Source organism: Kineothrix sp. MB12-C1 (assembly GCF_030863805.1).
Lineage (GTDB): Bacteria > Bacillota > Clostridia > Lachnospirales > Lachnospiraceae > Kineothrix.
Genome location: NZ_CP132957.1, coordinates 3,401,923 through 3,420,285, shown reverse-complemented (window position 1 = coordinate 3,420,285; position 18,363 = coordinate 3,401,923). Strand labels below are relative to the sequence as shown.

The following is an 18,363-nucleotide window of genomic DNA, read 5'->3' as shown; positions in this document are numbered from 1 at the left end:
ATTGTGTACTAACACAATTTTCATATAATATTTGCTTTAACCAGGTGCCGCCTAAGATTCCATCTCTTTCCTTTCAGTGTCCGATGAAGCCTTTCTTCCGTCAGGCATCTTTCCGGCGATCTTCCGGGGTGACAAATTCAATACTCTTTACAGGCAGACCGTGAATGTACTCCACCAGAGATTCAGCAGAGATATAATCTTCACAGCCACCACGCTTTATCTGAAGCATATTCTTTCCATCTACGACACTACGATTTCCGATCCGCAGCCCTTTCGGAGTGCGGATTTCATGATCTCCATTGTTCATCTTTCACGGCCTCCTTTGTGTTGGTTTCGGTTATTTCGGTTTCTATTGCCCTCAACCTTTGAACTTTCGTTCACTTTTCACTTTTTTCCACTTGCATATTTACTCATTTTCAAGTATAATAATCCAAAAGTTGAAAGAATATGGCACTATTATATACACAGAGCGTCGCTGTGTCAAGTAGGAATTGTGAAAGTTTGTTGCATATTTCAAAATGAATAATTACAAATCTTGTTTCACATTAGTAACGCACGATAACTACTCCATAGAAAGGTTGTAAACATGAAATTTGGAGCAAAAGTTCGTGATCTGCGCAAAAAGAACAATCTAACACAAGACGAATTAGCAAAATGCCTCGGAGTCAGCAAGAGAACGATCATCGGGTGGGAGCGGGATGGTCGCTACCCTCGCAGTGTTGAAATGCTCGAAAAGATGGCCGATATATTCCATGTACCTTTGACCTATTTACAGCCGGATCAGTCTTTATTTATCGAACGTGCCGCCGAAGCCTACGGAAAAAAGGGCAAAATAGAAGCCCAGCATCTCGCATTTGAGCTTACTGAGCTATTTGCCAGTGGAGATTTGACCCCGCAGGATATGGACGGCATCATGTATGAAATGCACAAAGCCTATTTTAAGTACCGAGAACAAAAACGAGAAAAGGAACGAATAATGAACCTGTAAACCACTGTTCCATTCACTATGCCATCCCCGGAAGGAGATTACATTATGGATTCTGCATTTATTCACCAAGTTGCTAATGAACTTGTCCAAAATGTCGGAACTCGCAACATCAAAGAGATCGCGCGCAGTTGCAGTCTGGATATCAGTGAAACTTCTCGCATTAAAGATATGTTAGGTTTACTTTCGCTCTATTTTGATAAGCCTTTGATTCTTATCAATCGCCAGCTGGACAAACAGACAAAGCAGATGGTGTGCGGTTATGCCCTCGGACATTATCTTGAGCATCAGCTTCTTATGGACTTGCATACCCTAAACAAGTTTCTGACCATTAAGGACAAACACATCCTTCTATACGAGCATAACGCTTTTACATCCCACCTGATGCTGGACAGTGATGAAGTCTATCAAATGACGAAGCGTGGGCTGGACGCTGCGCAGATTTCTGCAACGAAGCGGATTCACCTCAATCTGGTGATGGTAAAACTTCTTGAGCTGCATCATCTGGGATACGATCTACGGCACTATCACGCCCAGCACCATGCGTTTATCAAGCAGTTCAATCTACCGGCACATTTTCAGTTTGATGTTGCCGCCGGATGAATGATATTGTCAATATCATACTATTTCATTGTCAATATCATACTATTTCTGCGATGCCTGCCATTACCGCTTTGAAAGCAGTCCCTTTCCGACCGCTGCCCGGACTGCGGGGCGGTGGAACACAACGATAGACCGGCTGTCCGGCCAGCAACGGAAAACGAGAAAATAGAGCTACTCCGAATACGAGCCGAGGATAATGACTAATCGACTGCCCCACTTCACGATGGGGCAATTATTATGCTCTTTGATTAGTTCCAGCTAACCTTTACCCCTAAAAATAACTATGTGAACTTTTGGAGTTCACACGGCTCTTAATTTTCGCCTTTAGACGATGGCGTGCTTGAGCACACGCCAATCCAAAGAAAAATCGGATACAGATAGCTTGCACCAAACGTTCCCCGCCTCTTTGGGCCACTTACATAGCCCTCTGCCTTCTGAATTTGTCGTGCTTTCATAAACGCTCTCATCACTGTTGCCCGCGTTACACTTTTCTCTTTCCGGTTGAAGAATACTTCTCCACCTTCCACTGTGTACTTCATGGGCAGTCCAGTTTCCGTCTTAAACGGATAGTCTGCAAACGCTACGATTACATCCCAAAGGTGTTCTTCTACGTCTGTCGAATTTATATTCTGACAAAGCCTTTCACAAACGATTTTCCTTTTTCGGCAAATTCTCTTGCGTTCCGCATTCAATGACGATTCAGACAGATTGTAACTTCCTCTGGAATAAGGCAAGTACGCATGAACAGATGCCCTCTTTAGACCTGTCTGTTTCATAATCTGCTGGATACTGCATCCCTGTTCCCGTAAGGATTGTACTTTCCGGCTGAGGTTAGTACTATAATGCCCTGTGGTGATTAAAATCTTCCGAATCTTTAGCAGTGTCGTATCCATAGCATTCGCCACATCTCGGATACTTGGAGCATCTTTTGAACATTCTTTCCTGTCATCAAACGGTTCGCCAAACAGATCTACCGCATTCTCCAACAGGACATCGATTTGTTCATTTCTGTCGTAGTCAGGCTTTTTCCTTGGTCGGCCGCGCTTCGCTTTTGGGATTTCTTCTGACATCCGTTTCTCCTCACACAGCTCATTCCCTCAGAATTGTTTTTCCCTGCTTATATTACTTCAGCTTCTCAAGAATCTCATCAGCACTCATGCCACCGGCCAGCAGTTTCTTGACCACAGCCTCGGCTTCCGACTTTTTCGCTTCTTCCGCGGCTTTCTGATCCGCTTTAGCTTTTTTTGCTTCGAGCTTGCCTACTTCTTTCTCGGCGGACTTCAGTTCGGATTTCTTGGTTTTTAGGTTGGCTTTTAGGTCGTTGATTTCTTTTTGGATGGTTTCAATTTCGGTGGTCAGGGTTGTGACGAGGGTCTGCTTCTCTGCAATCTGAGATACGATATCAGATTTGGGACGGTTCTTGCTTCCTTTGGTTCTGGGCAAAATATGTAGACCTCTTTTCTTTAGCTTTCGAATGTTAAAATACCTTTAGCACAATCACTAGAATAATAAGTGCCGCAGCAATTATTGGATAAAAGCACAATTCTGTTATTGAGAAAAAACAACTACATATACAAAGACGTTTCATTTCTTCTGTCGTTCCAGTCGCTTTACTTGTATCCAAATTGAAATCTATTTGAGGCTCATCCTTCTCTGCAACATTTTTATACAATTGCTTATATTTTCGTTCCTGCTGCAAATAAAAAGAATCTAATGCCCAAAATCCCAAAATCGGAATAAACGCAAGCAAAATGAACCTTTTATCAGACCCTTGTGATGAAATCGCTCCAACAAGGGCAATCAATGTCATCGACCATCCTTTTAACTGAAATGAATTTTTAGCCATTCGTTCAATAATGGCTTCAATCATTTCAAGATGCTTGATTTTCTTTTCTGGCATACTCATTTTCCTTTATATATTTTTTTCAATACGTAGAGTTGATCTAGTACCTCCACTCCTGCATGACAGCTCGCTTTTGCAGCATTAATAATATCCTCTTTTGATATGAGAATCAAATGCGAAATATCTGCATCATACTCTACCGAAAGAGCACTATGTTCAAATGATTCATTTAACGCGAAGTTCATGCTTTTTCTGACGGGAGAATTTCTTTGAAGGCATTTTGACATCAGTAATTCACTATAAATCCAACCAGAATCAGTTGTACCATTTGGAATGTCATTTGCTTTTAATGAATTCGGTGTATCAAGAAAAATCAAACATTCTGTTTTGTCCATCATTTTCATTAAGGCACCATTTAGCAACATATGAACATGCGCCGTAGATTGATTACGTTTTTCATAACTGTATGAGTCAATTGATCCATCATCTTTTCTCTTTGAAACGCAGTATTCATTATCAATTTGTTTTAACAAATTATCAGCATATCCCCAAACGCATGAATCAATGAATGTAGCCAACCCCAAATCGCTCAAAAAACCCGCAAGGGTAATCGCTTTTCTTTCGTCTTTATGTGAATGTGACAGGAATATGTTCGCTCTAAACTCCGGAAACCAATCTTTTTCAATTTCTGTTGCTCTTAATTCTCCATTTGGGGAAAGATATTTGTCTAAGGATGTCTCTATATTCTTTTTGTAATTTTTATATATCTGTATGCCTTTTGAATAATAGTCTTCAGCCACACTCCCAGAAAACTCAGGCAAATTCATTTTGAATGTTGCAAACATCTCAATTTTCCCCTTCCATAAATGCAATAATTCAACCTTTATATGTTGCTCTTTCTTCACATCTCAGCCAATCATAAGATTGTTGCCTGCTGCTCACCGCGTAGAGGTGTGTGACTATTAGAGTAGCAAGAGCCACAGTCTCCCGTGGCCCCAGAATCAGGGCCCGTTTGCCCCAGTATATCACAGATCAGAGAATAAGTCAGCCTTGTACAGACCTTTTTCTAACATTTTCTTGAAGCTGTCCTTTACTGCTGCGACATCCTCATGGTAGGTCATACCATACCAGGCGTCGTTGCTCCGCAACAAGTCCCCATATAATTCTTATAAGATTCTTTCAATAAGTCCATTTAATCGCTCAGTGGTCAAATTAAGGACTCTATCAAGCATCTTACTGTATATCCACGATAAACACGGCGTAATCAAAATATAGCACACAACGGTAACTCCCACTGCTGCAAGCAGCGACAAACCATTATTGCACAGGAATTCAATCCAAGCATACTTTCCGTATGTAAGCCAAAAGTAATTCGCATGAAAAAGATAAATTAGTAGCGAAAATTTTGACAATTCATTAATCTGATTGTTGTTTCTTGGACTACTCGTAACTGCAAGATTCAGTATTGCCATTCCCATAAGTATTATCAATGGATTCATAAAAGTACATCCAAACAAGTTCATTCCTGAGAATTTCCCAGTAACCGTGCTTAAAATATTTATTCCACAAATCCAAATGATAATTCCAATGAATGCGGCTACTATGATTCTTATATCTCTGCTCCTATTTGCCTTGGCATTCATATATCTTTTGTAATATAAAACAAAATAATGAATGCAGATGAAGCCAACCAGATTCGTGTAGTAATAGGCTTGTCCTAAAATCCCTGCAACGGAATACACAAAAAATAAAATCTTGACGAGTTTCTTTGTTTCTTTCTTATTCATTCCCTCAATCGCTTTATTTAAGAGGGGGTGTATAAGATAATATATAATATAGCAGCCAACAAACCAGTTTAGATTGAATCTAACCGGGAAGAACGCTTTTACTATTTCAGAAAACAGTGGCTTCATACAGCAAAAAGCCGCAATTAACCCGATAATCGAAAGAATCCATGAATCCAAGATCATCCTAATCGGCTTATTCGCTTTTATCTGTTTGCTATCACATAAGAACCACGCCGACACTGCAATGAATAATGTATCTCCTATTTGACCACACCATCTAAATAGCGTAAAAATAATATGGTCAATAGACCACCCTGTATTATTTAAATTCACATAGACGGTATCGTGTACCCCCCCCCGGTATGTAGCGCCATAGGGAAGCGCAGAAGACAGTATAATCAAAAATACTGCAACAAGTTTAATAATCTCAATGTTTGAATTTCTTTTTGCCCTTGCTTCCATTTAAGTATCCTTTAGCTTTAATCATATAACCGTATATTCCGCCGGCTTCCTTTCGGAACGTGTTGTCTGGCACTCATCCGGGTAGTTTCCAATACCAATAAACATGATAAGAACTTCTGCCGGATCAAGTTTTAAGAGTTCTCTGACATTTTCTTCCTGTTCTTTCGTTAAAGATGCACTCAACGGTACGCTTGCAATTCTTTCATAGTACAAACTATCCAGTACACGCATTGCATACATACCGCTGTCAATATATACTTGGAATACTTCCCTGTCTCTATTGAAACATCTCAAATCTCCGACAACAACAAGAAGTTTATCAAATTCCTGTCCAAATCCTCGATTTCCATTTTGATTTTTCAACACTTCCCTTAATACGGCCTTGTCATTTACAATATAAGTTTTCCATCCCTGCCTATTGCAAGCGGACGGAGTATACTGCGCAAGTTTTACTGCATTTTCAACTCTTTCCAACTCAACCGGCTTATCAGAGAAATGGCGAATACTATGCCGTGTTTCCACAAGCTCTTTGTAATTGGCCTTACTAAGTTCTTCTGATGATAATGGAACAAACTTGATTGCTCCACCAGCTTCATTTTTCTTACCAGGCAATGCAGAGATACGTTTAGAAAGGTCTTTATTTTCAACGCCATGTTCCGCATTTTTTCTTACATATTCATCTAAAACTGAGAGAGCTGTTTGGTAGAAGAACTTATCCACGCTGTACTGCTTTGAATACCGCTCCAATGATCTTACCAAAGCTTCTACGTTTTCTTTTCCAAAACCCGGTCTATAATTCAGGTAAGACAAACCTTTTTCTACGGTATGGTAGAGGCGCGTTATACTTGCTTCAAATTGCTTTTCATCTGTGCAGGAACCATCAACAAAAGAAAATCTCTGGTATTTGTTGTAATAATTCTCATACAGCGTTTTTTCTGGCGTTTTTCCCAATAACTTTTTTATTTTATTCTTTGCTTTTTTTACAATGCTCATCATTCTGCCCTCTTTACTTTTTCATTTTTTTAAGGTCAAAAGGATGCTTTTCATTATTTTCCTGTTAACCACAACCGCAATTATACATCCCAAAATAATATTGAGTACATTCAACGCCACCGTATCAATCCAGCAAATAGCACACATTAAGACAAGCAGCGCAATCAGCAAGCAAAAACGTCCTGTGTTGAATTTAACCTTTTGAAATTTCTGCACATCAACCATTCTGTAAATTGTCAGAAAAACATAGCTGACTAATGTTGAAATGGATGCCGCAAAAATTCCAATTTTATGAACAAAGACCAGATCAATCACAAGGTTGCAAGCCGCTGCGAGAATAGTTGTGACTCCCACACTTCGTGTTTTCTTGTGTGCAACATAAATTCCACCTATAAAGGAAGCCATCGACGAAAAAAGCATACCCATAAACAAAATAGGCATCTGATAGTACGCTTCTTTATAGTCTCCTCTAATAAGGAGCCAAAACAGAATTGGTGTTGCTGCAATAAGCAATGCCATTATTCCAACAAGAATACCGAAAATGCTGTCAAACATTTCCGCATAGTAAGTATCTGCATCTGAATCCTTAGATGCCAAAGATGCATTCTCTTGCCAAGCAAAGACAAATGTTCCCTGCACAGTCGTAAACAGCGCTGGAATCTTATTGGCAACAGAGTATATCGCATTAGCTTCCAGTCCCATAAATGCCGTTAATACAGCTCGATCCGAGAAACTAAGAACCCAATTGGACAAACTATTCGGAATCATCGGCCACGAATAGCTTAACATTTCCAATAGAGTTTTCTTAGAAAGCAGTGACAAATCAATTCTAGATAAGATGTGTCCTTTTGCTAACAGTAAGATTAAGCCAATCGTTGTTGCAATAGTAATAGAAGCCAAAACGCCTACTAGACCCTGTTTTCCAACAGAAATAGTCAGTACAATCAAAAGCATATTGGAAAAAGAGATTGTAACTGAACTGGCCGAATATAATTTATTATTAGATAATCCACGAACAATTTGCTGCGTTGAAAGCATTAAAATATCCGAAAAGAAATAAAGACAAATCAACCAACGGATTACCGGACTTACATTCCCCAAGCACAAATAAAGAATTGTAAGGGCAATAAGCGATGTTGGTAAAATAAAGGAAATAATGTTCGTTATAATTTTCTTCGTCTCTTTTTCATCTTCTCTGACATCAATCAAGAAACGAAATGCAGCCGACTGGATCTGCAATGTTGCAACCGGTAAAAACAGAGAAACAAGGGTACTGATAAGGTCATACGTACCCATTTCTGCCTTAGTAAGACCACCAGTAATAATTGGAAGCGTAATAATGCTTGAAAACTTAGGCAAGAAAGTTCCGATTGCTATTATGAATGTGTTTTTTGCAAGAGCTTTTTCTCTATTCATTACTGCAAATACCCCGCAATCTGATCAAAGCAATTATTTTTTCTGATCTCAGTCACATGTGCTTTAATAATTGCAGATTCCTTATCCTTATTAATTAAAAGCTGATCAATCACATTTTTAACCTGATCAGAATTGAAATTTGGTTCTGTTATATCGAACGCAAACTGCTCTTGACCTACATTTGCAGCCAGTTCCTTATACTTAATTGCCCAACCAAGGAGAATACATGGAATGTAATTGCGGTACGCATGAACCACTCCATGGAAACGAGAGCATATAACGAAATCAAATTTTTTCACGAACTCATCATATTCAAGGCAAGAGAACTCATTGTCCAAAAGTACAACATTCTTATTTCCTTGAAATTGCTCTGCAACCAATTTGCAAATCGGAAAATCTTCTCTTGAATGTCTAAATATGTACACCGTTTTTCCAGCTTTAAGGAGATAAGATATGATTTCCTTATACATTTGTATATTCCTATCTTTGTCTCCATGGTTAAAGCACTGTGTATTAGGAATCAATGCAACAGAATTTTTTCCCACATGAGGAAGGCTCATATTCTTTAATGGTTTTTTATAAATATTGGAAACATCCACACCATCGTTTTGCAATACCAAGTCCGTTGAATGTTGTACATTCTTTAACCCGAACTGTTCGGTGAGCATTTGATAGCCTTCTCTTTCTCTTGCAAAAATAATTTTAGGATATTTTAGCAATTCGCTAATCTCTTTAAGCAAGAATTTTTTATCTTCTGGATAATCAAAACTTCCAAAAGATTGAGGCATCATAATAATCGGGATATTATATTTCCGGGCCAATCTAATATTATTCAAATAGGATTCTTGAATCTCTACACTCCACTTTTTTCCAATATTAAATCCACTGACATCTATAATAAGATTGATTTCTTTAATCAGGTTCTTAATCTCATTGAATCGAAACAAATTATTTTGCTTTCGAACAACAAACTTAACGCAGTCTTTAATGAAGCATTTTGTTTCCAGCATCATTGCATTATTGCCTAATGCAATACTCTTTGCTGGCTCAGAATAAAACACCTCATGAAAGGCGTATTTATTTTCATCAAAGACCTCGCAGCCTGCATAATAAATTTCACTCTTTGGATTTCTTTTCTTTATCTCATCTGTCGTTATAAACAGCATTGATTGGGCTCCCTTATTATTAAAATTAGCCCCTACAACAAGCACTCTAAAATTTTCCATTACCACTATTCCTCTTTATACATAGACTCTATCATGCGTTCTTGGTCACTTGGCAAAACGATTGCTTCATCAGAATCCTTCTGTACAAATTTATCCTTGTACCATTCTGGAAAAACGCATAAAATAATTCCCTTAATAACAATTTTAATTTCAAATCCAATATGCACACCACAATGCTTATGAAACATAGAAAAGGCCGCACAAATATTACCAACTCGCTTTGATTCAAATGCTGATAAAAGCAAGTCGTAATATTTCACAGAGTAGTATGCCCATTTTTCATCGTTGTTTAATTCTTCAATTTGCTGTCCAAATGTTGATTGAAAAAGTAGTTGCATATCCTTTAGACGCATAAACTTTGGCATAAACCGAATGTCTTCGACATCTTTTACTACAGTTATTGTATCAACTGCTTTCATTTTTCCATATTCAAGCACTCTCAGAATAAATTCCACATCTTGATACCTTAGGAACCGTTCATCAAATCCCTGTAGGGCTCTGAGACATTTCTTACTTACGAAGATATTGCTCCCAGTTCCTAGCAAATTCTGATTTAGTAAAACGTCCTTATAGGATGGATCGATTTTGACATCGTTAACACGTTTGATTTTTCCGTTTGTTATCAGAACCGATTTCGTGTAACAAGCAATATACTCTGTATTCTCTATTGCATCCACACAAATTTGTATACGATTCGGCAAAAAGAAATCATCATCGTCTAGAAAAGCAACATATTGGCCTTTTGATGCCTTGATCCCTGTATTTCTCGCAACCGCACCATTTCTATTGTGGTCATGTTTTATATAACGAACATTATTAATATTCTCGAATTCCGACATGATTTTTTCTGTGTTTGCGCGATCTTTTGTTTCCGGATTATTATCATCTACAACAATCACTTCAACATTTTCATAAGTTTGCTTCAATGCACTTAAAATCGCTCTTCGCAGTTTATTCGTGCCTTTATATGTTGTAATTATAACACTAACTATCTCACTCATTTTACACTCCACTAAAAATCCAACTATAGGGTACAATGCCATAGGCATTTGTCCCAAGGTATCGAGTAAACATATATAGCATCGCGGCAATCAAAAACAGAAAGACTTGCATCGCCGCTTTCTTCCCGGATTTCCACTGAACATACTTTGTGAACATTGGGTAAATGAAAACAACCGAAATGGCAAAATAGAAAGCAAATCGATCAATCATTTCAGAACTCATATTAAGGCACAAGAACATTTCATAGAAGAAATATATCTTGAGCATCATATAAGAAAAATCTGTCAGTTGAAATTTGCCTGCGTTATATGATTCAATTATTTTATAAACCAAGTACATGCTAGGAATCAGCAAAACAGTTGCATACAGCGATGTTCCTTGCGAATACAAACGATAATATTGGCTTCCTGTATAATTCAAATAATTTGAATAATAACCAGAATACGAAACAATTAATGCAATCAGTTTGTTAATATAGGTCAATGATATTCTAGTAAGCGCAAACACGCCTACTCCGATTATGCTGAATCGATAAATTGTTTTTTTCTGAGGCTTCCAATAGAATATTGCTATTATAATAATTGATGCCACTACGGATGTCTCATGTATAGCTGCCGCGATGATTAAAACCAAAACTGTCGATAACTTCAAGTGCTTAATTTTTTTATTTTCTGTATTTATGTATATTGCAAGCACTAGTAACATCATGGCGCAAAACTGTCTAAATCCACTCAGACTAAAGCTATAATAACTTAGTCCTAAAAAAGCAGTTATTGATAGCCACGGATTCCAACTGCACCTTAAAATAATTTTAAATATTATTCCTAATGAAACGACAGAAAAAAAAGCAATGAAAACTTGGTACGGCAGGTTCAAACCAGTAAAAACTTTTACAAGCCAGCCGAACACACCTCTCATATCGACTATTTCCCACCAACCTGCTGTTCCGTCATATCCTTTTTTATATAGGAAATAGTCGGTTCCTATCCCATAACGACTACACGATAAGAAAACAAGTATCCCGCAAAAAACAATGTAGCCAAGATGACTGCCTGCGCGCATATGATACTCATACTTTCCAGTACTATTGCCTAGCTCTTTTATCTGCGCCTTGTTGATCACTAAAAATCCGCCCACTGCACTTACCAAATAAAGCAATATATATAATTCCATTTTGATTGATTTCCTCCTTGCTTTTTGTCAGAAATCAAACCATATGTGCTGGAATTCCGACAAGCGTTTTGCCCTCTCTTAATTCATTTTTTACCACAACGGCATTTGCGCCAATTTTCACATTGCTTGCAATTTCTATTCCACCAATAATCTTTGCTCCGATACCAATATCCACATTATCTCCAAGTATAGGAGCCTCATAACGATCGTGCTCCCCTTTATTTCCTATGCAATTATTTCCATGCAATTTACAGTCTTTCCCTATTTTTGCATGTGAATTTACAATTATCGTTCCATAATGATAAATTCTGAGTCCCTTATCAATTGTATTATGAAAAATTGATATACCGAGCTTTGCACCTTCTATATTTTTTCTTCGTTGATATAAAAAATATCTAAAGCGATGATTTGAATTGCAATGATATTCTGTCATACGAAGCATTTTTACATAATGCCACAATAAATATTCTGAGTCATGCAAGAGCCACAGCTTAATCTCAGTTAATGCTCCACCACAAATATACACTCCTCTTTCATATTCAAGCCATTCTTTCAGTTCTTGCTTGTTCGTTATCATTTTTATCTCCACTTGTTCTTGTAGTAAGCCACAATTATTTTTTCAGTAAACTTATAGCCCAGCAGCATAAGGCACGCCTGAGCTCTAACTCTCTTTGATGCTTTTGAATCGCATAAAACTTCAAAACGATATTTTTTTGTTTCTTCCCAGAGTTCTTGCACTTTTTCATTTTTAGGAGGTTTTTTTTCAATTAGTTCTGCCATTGATGAAACCATCTGGCTTTTATACGCTTTATTTGCTTCCTTGGATTTTAATATTCCTGAATCCATCATTATATGCAGTGCTTCAAAAACATCCAAGTGTTTATCTGAAAAAAACCCCGTTAATATGCTGTTGGGTCGATGTACATAATAATAGCATACTTTATTTCCGTATACCACTTTGTTTGCTTTCTCAATTAACCGATATGTAGTAAACATATCCTCCGAATACTTTCCAATCGGATACTCTACTTTATCAAACAAAAACTTTCTATATAATTTTCCCCATGCTGAAGTGGTGAACGTTCTGGCGTAAAGCATCTCCTGGATTGCCTGTTCAGATGTGAACTCAATTCTATCATCACTGCTATCAATTTTATTTTCATTTAGGCTTTGCGTTTTAACAAAATTACAAATTGATATGTCCGCCTTCGCGTTTGTCAGCAGATTGTACAGATACTCAATAAAATCATCAGCTATATAATCATCGCTATCGATGCAAGTAATTAATGTTCCTTTTGCTTCTCTAATTCCGCAGTTTCTTGCATCTGACAAGCCGCCATTATCTTTGTGAATTACACGAATTCTTGAATCTTTTCTCTCATATGCATCACACATTTCGGGGCATTTATCTGGTGATCCATCATCGACAAGAATAATTTCTAAATTTGAATACGTTTGCTTGCGAATTGAGCTCACGCAGTTATCAAGATATTTTTCTACATTATATATTGGTACAATGACACTAATCAATTCATCCATTTACTTTCTCCCACAATTTTAAGCTTTATTGGCATAATCTTCAAAGCTACCGATTACTCTAGCCGGATTTCCTCCAACAATTGTTCCTTCTGGAACATCCTTTACAACCACACTTCCCATCGCCACTATCGCATTTGGCCCAATTGTCACGCCATATTTAATTTGTGTATGAGCGCCAATAAAGACGTTATCTTTGATAATAATATCTCCTGTTTTCCACTTGTACCCCCCCCCGCTCATTTTAAGGAAATCACAATTATTAAGTACAATATGGTTAATGTCGTGTGTACAGAAGTACACATCTGTCGCCACTGCAACATTATTTCCAATAAAAACTTTTTCCGCTTCACTGGGGAGAATTCTAGGATGCCAAAAGCAGTTTTCTCCGAAGCTCCCGAATATACTAGCTTTCTTAAGAAACTTAGCTTTATCAAATCCATTATGTATAAAGAAGCAGCCCAGCTTCGCAATTATTTTCTTCATGGCACTTATTTGTATCCTTTCTTCACTGAAATCAATTCTGAGTACATTGAAATCAATTTGTCTACATACTTCTTAGCATCACATCTCATCTTTGCATATTCAACAATGTGCTCACTCATTTTTTTGTATTGTTCATCCGGCATATCCAGCACCTTCTGAATTGCTGCTGCAAAACTATCTGGATTTCCTGCTTCTGCCAAAAAGCCTGTATCCCCATCTTGAATTATTTCTGCCAATCCCGCAATATTACTTGCAACAACAATTTTCCCCTTTGCTAATGCTTGTAATGCAACAAATGCTCCATTTTCGTACCACTCCGACGGAACAAGAACTACCTTTGCACGTTCAATTATTCGATCCATCTCCGTGCCAAAGATTGCCCCATTAACCTGAACTCTATCTTGCAGGTTATGTTCTGTTACATATTCTTTTATTTTCTCTTCTTCCGACCCTTTTCCAACTAACACCAGTTTTTCAGCGCAGTTCATCTCTGCATAAGCCTTTAAAATCGTAAGAACACCTTTTTCTCTCGCATATCTTCCAAAATACAGGATATAATTATCATGTTCATAATAAGCTTTGTATTCTTGATTTATTGGCAAGAAATTATTCATTTTTACTATAGGCGAGTTGGTAAAATGCGCTTTTTCTACCAAATTTTTGTAGAAATCACACTCGGCAATGTACAGATCAATCTTATCATAATAGTGCCCATGCTTGAGGAATTGCGCTTCTGCATACGCTAAGAGACTCTTAGAAAGTGATCCCTTCATGCACTTATTTTTCACACAATTCCAATAGCCTTTCGTTGCACAGTCACTACATATGGTTCCATCCTGTCGCAGCATTGTATAACAAGGGCACACTGCTGTCAATTCATGCAGATGCATGACAACAGGAATATTGTATTTTTTTAACACATCAACCACCGAAAATGTAATTTGGCGATGCAATAATCCGATATGGGCAATATCAGGTTTTTCCTCTTGAATCAATTTTTCAATATTATGCTTCGATTCAAAAGAATAAATCAACTTAATTCCTATTTTAACCTTTTTAAATACGCTTAAATTGGGATCATTATAATTTACATTTGAAACGAAATACTTATCTTGAGCGCACGGTATATTTCTTTCATCATACATAGAGAAAAAAACAACTTCATGACCCGCTGCCGTTAATGCCTCTGCCAAATTATAGTGAAATGTTTCTGTGCCACCTAACATATAGTGGAATTTATGTATTAATAAAATTTTCATGTCATTATTCTCCTCTTTGGATTAGTTTGTCTTTTAGCAGCGAAAACGGATCATAATGCAAATCTTTTTCTGCAATCGTTGGATTTCCGAATTTCTCTATAGGCCAATCTATCTTTAAATCCGGGTCGTTCCACGGAATGCCTATTTCATCATTGGGATGCCAGTAATTTGATACCTTAAAGCATACCTCTGCCACATCAGAGATCACATAAAATCCATGAGCAAATCCCTCTGGTATATAAAACTGTTTTCTATTTTCTGCTGAAAGCTCTACACCATACCAACTTCCATATGTAGAGGAATTAATTCGCGTATCAACGGCAACGTCGTATATCGTTCCCTTTATGACTCTAACCAGTTTTCCTTGTGGAAAGTTCTTTTGAACGTGCAAGCCTCTAAGAACACCATTAACACTCATCGATTGATTTTCTTGAACAAAAGTCATGTTCAGGCCATTTCTCAGCATTTCTCGGCGATTATACACCTCAAAAACAAAATCATCGCTTTGTTTATATGTCGGTGGATTTATAATATACAAACCCTCTATATCTGTTTTCTCAATCGACAAATGTTCATCCATGTTCTCACCTCAATTTAAACAACCCGCTTGTTATTTTTTTATAAAGTGTTAATACTGTCACTAGTAAAATCACAAGTACTATATATACTATCAAATACCTCAAAAACGAATTGGAAATTTTATCTGCTACGCCAGTCTTCTCAATAATTCTAAACACTACCATATGAGACAAATACATTTCCATGCTTATATTACTGATATGTTTTGTGACTCTATTACTTAATAGTATATTTTCATCGCCTAGCGCAATGCATAGCCATCCAGCATAAAGCATTAAAGTTTTTATTGCAACAATATCTACTGATGCCCATATGTTCGGCGTAATATAATAGCCTACGGTTAGAGCCAGCAAGACGAAAAGACATATCCATTTGAATTTATTTACCACTGATGAAATTTCATTTTTATATAAAAATATCAATCCTCCCATAAGGAAAAAAGGCAAACAATATAAGAATGAATGTCTCATAACAAAGCTATCCGAAACAAATTTCTTTGTCATAAAATAGTTTTGACACATAAACGTAATCAGTATAGACACCGCGAAGGACATTATCGCTCTTCTTCTACTATAGAGTAAAAACACAGTAAACGGAAAAATAATATAAAATGCAAAAATAGCTCCAAGCGTCCATGCTACTCCAATTACTTTTAACGAGTTATTTGGTAAAAAGCCAAACAACATCGTTACTTCCATTAGCCCTTCATATAATGCTTCTGGGCTGAATTCAATCACACAATCCAGGAATATTAATATCGCAAAAAAAGGGACTGTACGTTTATATCTATTCGCATAAAACGTGTTCAAATCATACGTTCCATTTTTGAGTTTGTGATAATATCCATTGCACATTCCAAATCCGCTAATTATCATAAAGAGATATACCAAGTAGTCAAAAGAAGGTATTATCTTTTGCAGTACCCCCCCCATTAAAATTCATGTTAGCCTCAACATGCCACGCAATAATTGCCAAACATCCAAATGTTCTGAGTGCATCAATATTCCGATATTTCTTTACTTCATTCATAGTTGTTTTCTCACAAATACTTCTTCATACTGTCCACAGATTTTATCCCATGTATACTCTTCAGCAACACGTTTCTTGGCTCTTCGACCCATTTCCGCGATTTCTTCGGTGCTCATCTTGTCTGCTCGATCAATCAATCTTGCAAGGCTACCCGGTTTGCGGCTCCAGTACAAAGCGCAATCCTCTGCAACTTCTTTGTTAAAGCCAACATCAACCAGTAAGTTTAGGTCTGTGCTACCAAGAGCCTCAATCAGTGACGGATTTGTGCCTCCAACGGTGTGACCATGGAAATATGCGTAGGCATTTTCCCGAATCTTTTTCAAGAGTTCTTGGTCATACACTGTACCAACGAACTTGATTCTCTTGTCGCTTTTGAAATGAAGTTTTTCTTCCAATTCATTCAGAAATTTATCGTTTACATACGTGATAAGCGCAAAATCTTTTTTGCTTCCGCTCTTCATGAACTCACGAATCATAACCTCAAACGAGTTCTCCGGCACAAAGCGGCCAACAACAAGGTAATAATCTTTTTTTGTCAGACCTTTTTCCTTATACCAATTCACCAACTTTTCGTCATCATCAGCCAGCTTGCTGAGTGTCAAATCTGCACCATAAGCAATGAATGATGTTGTATCATAAAAGTTGACACCCTATTCTCAAGGACTTTGATATATAATCATAATCAATACGAGAACAGGAGAAACAACCTATGGCACAAAATCAAAAATCTTATGACAATGAATTTAAAGCACAAGCTGTAAAACTTGCTCAGGAAATTGGTGGGCATAAAGCAGCTAACGAATTAGGGATTCCCAAGGGTACTATGTACACCTGGATAAAAGCCTTCAAAGAAGGTCGTCTCAGCGCAAATGACGCGGTTCATACGCCTAAGAATGCCTTATCTCTTAACGATGAGCTTATCGAACTCAAAAAGCGCATTAAAGAGCAGGATAAGGAAATCCGTCGTTTAAAAGAAGAAAATGAATTTCTCGAAGAAGCCAGTGCTTTTTTCGCAGCCAGCCGTCGGAAGTCAGCAAAAAACAGAGACTGATGTTTATTGCAACCAAAACTGATGACGGCGAGATTAAGGGCAAAATTTCTTTTTATTGCAGAGTGCTTCATGTTTCCAGACAAGCATTCAATAAATACCTAAAAGCAAAGGATGCTCCATGGAAATATCAGGAATTGGCAGATGCAATGCTTGATATTTGTAGTGAGGATGAATGTAATGACACTTATGGAAGAATCCGTATGTATCAGGCATTACAACTCAAACAGCCGGAGGGTATACACATTCCCGGCGAGAGAACTGTTTATCGTGTCATGGACGAAATTGGTCTTAATCACAAACCAAAACGCAAGCCTAATGGTATTACTAAAGCTGACAAAGAAGCCCGGAAATCAGATGATTTAATAAAACGTGACTTCACTGCTGAAAAACCTCTAAAAAATGTATTACTGATATGACTGAAATAAAAGCTTCTGATGGAAAACTGTATGTTTCAGCCATCTTTGACTGCTACGATTTAGCGGTATTGGGTCTTGCCATGGATACAAATATGAAAGCTCCCCTTTGTGAACAAACCTTAGATAACGCTTATAGAGCCTATCCTATGCTTAGGGGAGCTATTCTTCACAGTGACAGAGGTACGCAGTATACCAGCGGGTTATATCGTAAGGCAATCAACAAATATGGCATTCTTCAAAGCATGAACAGTGCCGGTGGCAGATGCCATGACAATGCCAGATGTGAAAGTATGTGGGCAAGATTCAAAGAGGAATTACTTTATGGACGTTACGATACCAGCTCAATGACAGTAGAACAGTTAAAAACTCTTATTTGGAGATACTTCATCGGCTATTGGAATAACCGGCGAATCTGTTCAGCTAACGGTGGCTTACCTCCGATGGTTAAGCGACAGCAGTACTATGATTCATTGCAGGAGGCAGCATAAGGTCGAACATTCTTGAGAAAAAAGTGTAA

23 protein-coding genes and 1 pseudogene are annotated in these 18,363 nt (G+C 37.6%); 4 read left to right on the top strand and 20 right to left on the bottom strand.

Annotated features, from left to right (window positions below):
- Positions 1–100: 100 nt before the first annotated feature.
- Entirely contained in the window at positions 101–307 is a 207-nt protein-coding gene (locus tag RBB56_RS15675; RefSeq protein ID WP_306719903.1) for a hypothetical protein, read from the bottom strand.
- A gap of 279 nt (positions 308–586) precedes the next feature.
- Here RBB56_RS15675 and RBB56_RS15670 point away from each other — a divergent pair, with 279 nt between their 5' ends.
- Positions 587–988, top strand: a complete 402-nt coding sequence (locus RBB56_RS15670; RefSeq protein ID WP_306719902.1) for a helix-turn-helix transcriptional regulator — start codon at positions 587–589, stop codon at positions 986–988.
- Between the two features lie 45 nt (positions 989–1,033).
- Positions 1,034–1,588, top strand: a complete 555-nt coding sequence (locus RBB56_RS15665) for an ImmA/IrrE family metallo-endopeptidase (protein WP_306719901.1) — start codon at positions 1,034–1,036, stop codon at positions 1,586–1,588.
- Positions 1,589–1,625: 37 nt separating this feature from the next.
- Here the strand turns inward: RBB56_RS15665 and RBB56_RS15660 are convergent, their stop codons facing one another.
- From RBB56_RS15660 to RBB56_RS15570, 19 genes are all read right to left on the bottom strand, one after another.
- Positions 1,626–1,820, bottom strand: coding sequence for a hypothetical protein (locus RBB56_RS15660; RefSeq protein WP_306719900.1), 195 nt, complete (start codon positions 1,818–1,820; stop codon positions 1,626–1,628).
- A gap of 79 nt (positions 1,821–1,899) precedes the next feature.
- Positions 1,900–2,658, bottom strand: coding sequence for a hypothetical protein (locus RBB56_RS15655; protein ID WP_306719898.1), 759 nt, complete (start codon positions 2,656–2,658; stop codon positions 1,900–1,902).
- A 52-nt stretch (positions 2,659–2,710) separates the two neighbouring features.
- On the bottom strand, positions 2,711–3,031 hold the full coding sequence (locus RBB56_RS15650) for a hypothetical protein (RefSeq protein ID WP_306719896.1): 321 nt from the start codon (positions 3,029–3,031) through the stop codon (positions 2,711–2,713).
- Between the two features lie 34 nt (positions 3,032–3,065).
- A complete protein-coding gene (locus RBB56_RS15645) occupies positions 3,066–3,488 on the bottom strand; it encodes a hypothetical protein (protein WP_306719895.1) in 423 nt (140 codons plus the stop codon).
- Positions 3,489–3,490: 2 nt separating this feature from the next.
- On the bottom strand, positions 3,491–4,336 hold the full coding sequence (locus tag RBB56_RS15640) for a hypothetical protein (RefSeq protein WP_306719894.1): 846 nt from the start codon (positions 4,334–4,336) through the stop codon (positions 3,491–3,493).
- 261 nt (positions 4,337–4,597) lie between these two features.
- The gene (locus tag RBB56_RS15635) at positions 4,598–5,680 is read right to left on the bottom strand and encodes an acyltransferase family protein (protein ID WP_306719893.1); all 1,083 of its coding nucleotides are present in this window, start codon (positions 5,678–5,680) and stop codon (positions 4,598–4,600) included.
- 21 nt (positions 5,681–5,701) lie between these two features.
- Positions 5,702–6,673 carry a nitroreductase family protein gene (locus RBB56_RS15630; protein ID WP_306719892.1) on the bottom strand — a complete coding sequence of 324 codons (972 nt, stop codon included), beginning with the start codon at positions 6,671–6,673 and terminating at the stop codon, positions 5,702–5,704.
- A gap of 21 nt (positions 6,674–6,694) precedes the next feature.
- Positions 6,695–8,089 (bottom strand): lipopolysaccharide biosynthesis protein, encoded by a 1,395-nt coding sequence (locus RBB56_RS15625; protein WP_306719891.1) that lies wholly within the window; start codon positions 8,087–8,089, stop codon positions 6,695–6,697.
- On the bottom strand, positions 8,089–9,315 hold the full coding sequence (locus RBB56_RS15620) for a polysaccharide pyruvyl transferase family protein (protein ID WP_306719890.1): 1,227 nt from the start codon (positions 9,313–9,315) through the stop codon (positions 8,089–8,091). The genes RBB56_RS15625 and RBB56_RS15620 overlap by 1 nt, the downstream gene beginning before the upstream one ends.
- 5 nt (positions 9,316–9,320) lie before the next feature.
- Positions 9,321–10,316, bottom strand: a complete 996-nt coding sequence (locus RBB56_RS15615; protein WP_306719889.1) for a glycosyltransferase family 2 protein — start codon at positions 10,314–10,316, stop codon at positions 9,321–9,323.
- 1 nt (position 10,317) lies between these two features.
- On the bottom strand, positions 10,318–11,490 hold the full coding sequence (locus RBB56_RS15610) for an EpsG family protein (RefSeq protein ID WP_306719888.1): 1,173 nt from the start codon (positions 11,488–11,490) through the stop codon (positions 10,318–10,320).
- A 34-nt stretch (positions 11,491–11,524) separates the two neighbouring features.
- A complete protein-coding gene (locus RBB56_RS15605) occupies positions 11,525–12,067 on the bottom strand; it encodes a serine acetyltransferase (RefSeq protein ID WP_306719887.1) in 543 nt (180 codons plus the stop codon).
- Positions 12,068–12,069: 2 nt separating this feature from the next.
- On the bottom strand, positions 12,070–13,029 hold the full coding sequence (locus RBB56_RS15600; protein ID WP_306719886.1) for a glycosyltransferase family 2 protein: 960 nt from the start codon (positions 13,027–13,029) through the stop codon (positions 12,070–12,072).
- 18 nt (positions 13,030–13,047) lie between these two features.
- Positions 13,048–13,512: an acyltransferase gene (locus RBB56_RS15595; RefSeq protein ID WP_306719885.1), complete on the bottom strand. Its 465-nt coding sequence runs from the start codon at positions 13,510–13,512 to the stop codon at positions 13,048–13,050.
- Between the two features lie 5 nt (positions 13,513–13,517).
- Positions 13,518–14,771 (bottom strand): glycosyltransferase family 4 protein, encoded by a 1,254-nt coding sequence (locus tag RBB56_RS15590; protein WP_306719884.1) that lies wholly within the window; start codon positions 14,769–14,771, stop codon positions 13,518–13,520.
- Positions 14,772–14,775: 4 nt separating this feature from the next.
- Positions 14,776–15,351 (bottom strand): dTDP-4-dehydrorhamnose 3,5-epimerase, encoded by a 576-nt coding sequence (rfbC, locus tag RBB56_RS15585; RefSeq protein ID WP_306719883.1) that lies wholly within the window; start codon positions 15,349–15,351, stop codon positions 14,776–14,778.
- A gap of 4 nt (positions 15,352–15,355) precedes the next feature.
- Positions 15,356–16,225 (bottom strand): acyltransferase family protein, encoded by an 870-nt coding sequence (locus tag RBB56_RS15580; protein WP_306719882.1) that lies wholly within the window; start codon positions 16,223–16,225, stop codon positions 15,356–15,358.
- 19 nt (positions 16,226–16,244) lie between these two features.
- The gene (locus tag RBB56_RS15575) at positions 16,245–16,379 is read right to left on the bottom strand and encodes a hypothetical protein (RefSeq protein ID WP_306719881.1); all 135 of its coding nucleotides are present in this window, start codon (positions 16,377–16,379) and stop codon (positions 16,245–16,247) included.
- Entirely contained in the window at positions 16,376–16,942 is a 567-nt protein-coding gene (locus tag RBB56_RS15570; protein WP_331525975.1) for a hypothetical protein, read from the bottom strand. Before RBB56_RS15570 ends, RBB56_RS15575 begins: the two co-directional genes overlap by 4 nt.
- Positions 16,943–17,088: 146 nt before the next feature.
- Between RBB56_RS15570 and RBB56_RS15565 the strand changes: the two genes are divergently transcribed.
- Together RBB56_RS15565 and RBB56_RS18530 are read left to right on the top strand one after the other, a co-directional pair.
- Entirely contained in the window at positions 17,089–17,430 is a 342-nt protein-coding gene (locus tag RBB56_RS15565) for a transposase (RefSeq protein ID WP_236875328.1), read from the top strand.
- Positions 17,427–18,334, top strand: a pseudogene (locus RBB56_RS18530) (IS3 family transposase). The gene RBB56_RS15565 and the pseudogene RBB56_RS18530 overlap by 4 nt, the downstream one beginning before the upstream one ends.
- The last annotated feature ends 29 nt before the right edge of the window (positions 18,335–18,363 follow it).

What these genes read in the sequence shown, in the direction of transcription:
- RBB56_RS15625 (WP_306719891.1), bottom strand. Translation starts at nt 8,089, where the DNA reads ATGAATAGAGAAAAAGCTCTTGCAAAAAACACATTCATAATAGCAATC.
- RBB56_RS15635 (WP_306719893.1), bottom strand. Translation starts at nt 5,680, where the DNA reads ATGGAAGCAAGGGCAAAAAGAAATTCAAACATTGAGATTATTAAACTT.
- RBB56_RS15655 (WP_306719898.1), bottom strand. Translation starts at nt 2,658, where the DNA reads ATGTCAGAAGAAATCCCAAAAGCGAAGCGCGGCCGACCAAGGAAAAAG.
- RBB56_RS15610 (WP_306719888.1), bottom strand. Translation starts at nt 11,490, where the DNA reads ATGGAATTATATATATTGCTTTATTTGGTAAGTGCAGTGGGCGGATTT.
- RBB56_RS15675 (WP_306719903.1), bottom strand. Translation starts at nt 307, where the DNA reads ATGAACAATGGAGATCATGAAATCCGCACTCCGAAAGGGCTGCGGATC.
- RBB56_RS15565 (WP_236875328.1), top strand. Translation starts at nt 17,089, where the DNA reads ATGGCACAAAATCAAAAATCTTATGACAATGAATTTAAAGCACAAGCT.
- RBB56_RS15620 (WP_306719890.1), bottom strand. Translation starts at nt 9,315, where the DNA reads ATGGAAAATTTTAGAGTGCTTGTTGTAGGGGCTAATTTTAATAATAAG.
- RBB56_RS15645 (WP_306719895.1), bottom strand. Translation starts at nt 3,488, where the DNA reads ATGCCAGAAAAGAAAATCAAGCATCTTGAAATGATTGAAGCCATTATT.
- RBB56_RS15600 (WP_306719886.1), bottom strand. Translation starts at nt 13,029, where the DNA reads ATGGATGAATTGATTAGTGTCATTGTACCAATATATAATGTAGAAAAA.
- RBB56_RS15580 (WP_306719882.1), bottom strand. Translation starts at nt 16,225, where the DNA reads ATGATAATTAGCGGATTTGGAATGTGCAATGGATATTATCACAAACTC.
- rfbC (WP_306719883.1), bottom strand. Translation starts at nt 15,351, where the DNA reads ATGGATGAACATTTGTCGATTGAGAAAACAGATATAGAGGGTTTGTAT.
- RBB56_RS15630 (WP_306719892.1), bottom strand. Translation starts at nt 6,673, where the DNA reads ATGAGCATTGTAAAAAAAGCAAAGAATAAAATAAAAAAGTTATTGGGA.
- RBB56_RS15615 (WP_306719889.1), bottom strand. Translation starts at nt 10,316, where the DNA reads ATGAGTGAGATAGTTAGTGTTATAATTACAACATATAAAGGCACGAAT.
- RBB56_RS15590 (WP_306719884.1), bottom strand. Translation starts at nt 14,771, where the DNA reads ATGAAAATTTTATTAATACATAAATTCCACTATATGTTAGGTGGCACA.
- RBB56_RS15575 (WP_306719881.1), bottom strand. Translation starts at nt 16,379, where the DNA reads ATGAATGAAGTAAAGAAATATCGGAATATTGATGCACTCAGAACATTT.
- RBB56_RS15665 (WP_306719901.1), top strand. Translation starts at nt 1,034, where the DNA reads ATGGATTCTGCATTTATTCACCAAGTTGCTAATGAACTTGTCCAAAAT.
- RBB56_RS15670 (WP_306719902.1), top strand. Translation starts at nt 587, where the DNA reads ATGAAATTTGGAGCAAAAGTTCGTGATCTGCGCAAAAAGAACAATCTA.
- RBB56_RS15605 (WP_306719887.1), bottom strand. Translation starts at nt 12,067, where the DNA reads ATGATAACGAACAAGCAAGAACTGAAAGAATGGCTTGAATATGAAAGA.
- RBB56_RS15595 (WP_306719885.1), bottom strand. Translation starts at nt 13,512, where the DNA reads ATGAAGAAAATAATTGCGAAGCTGGGCTGCTTCTTTATACATAATGGA.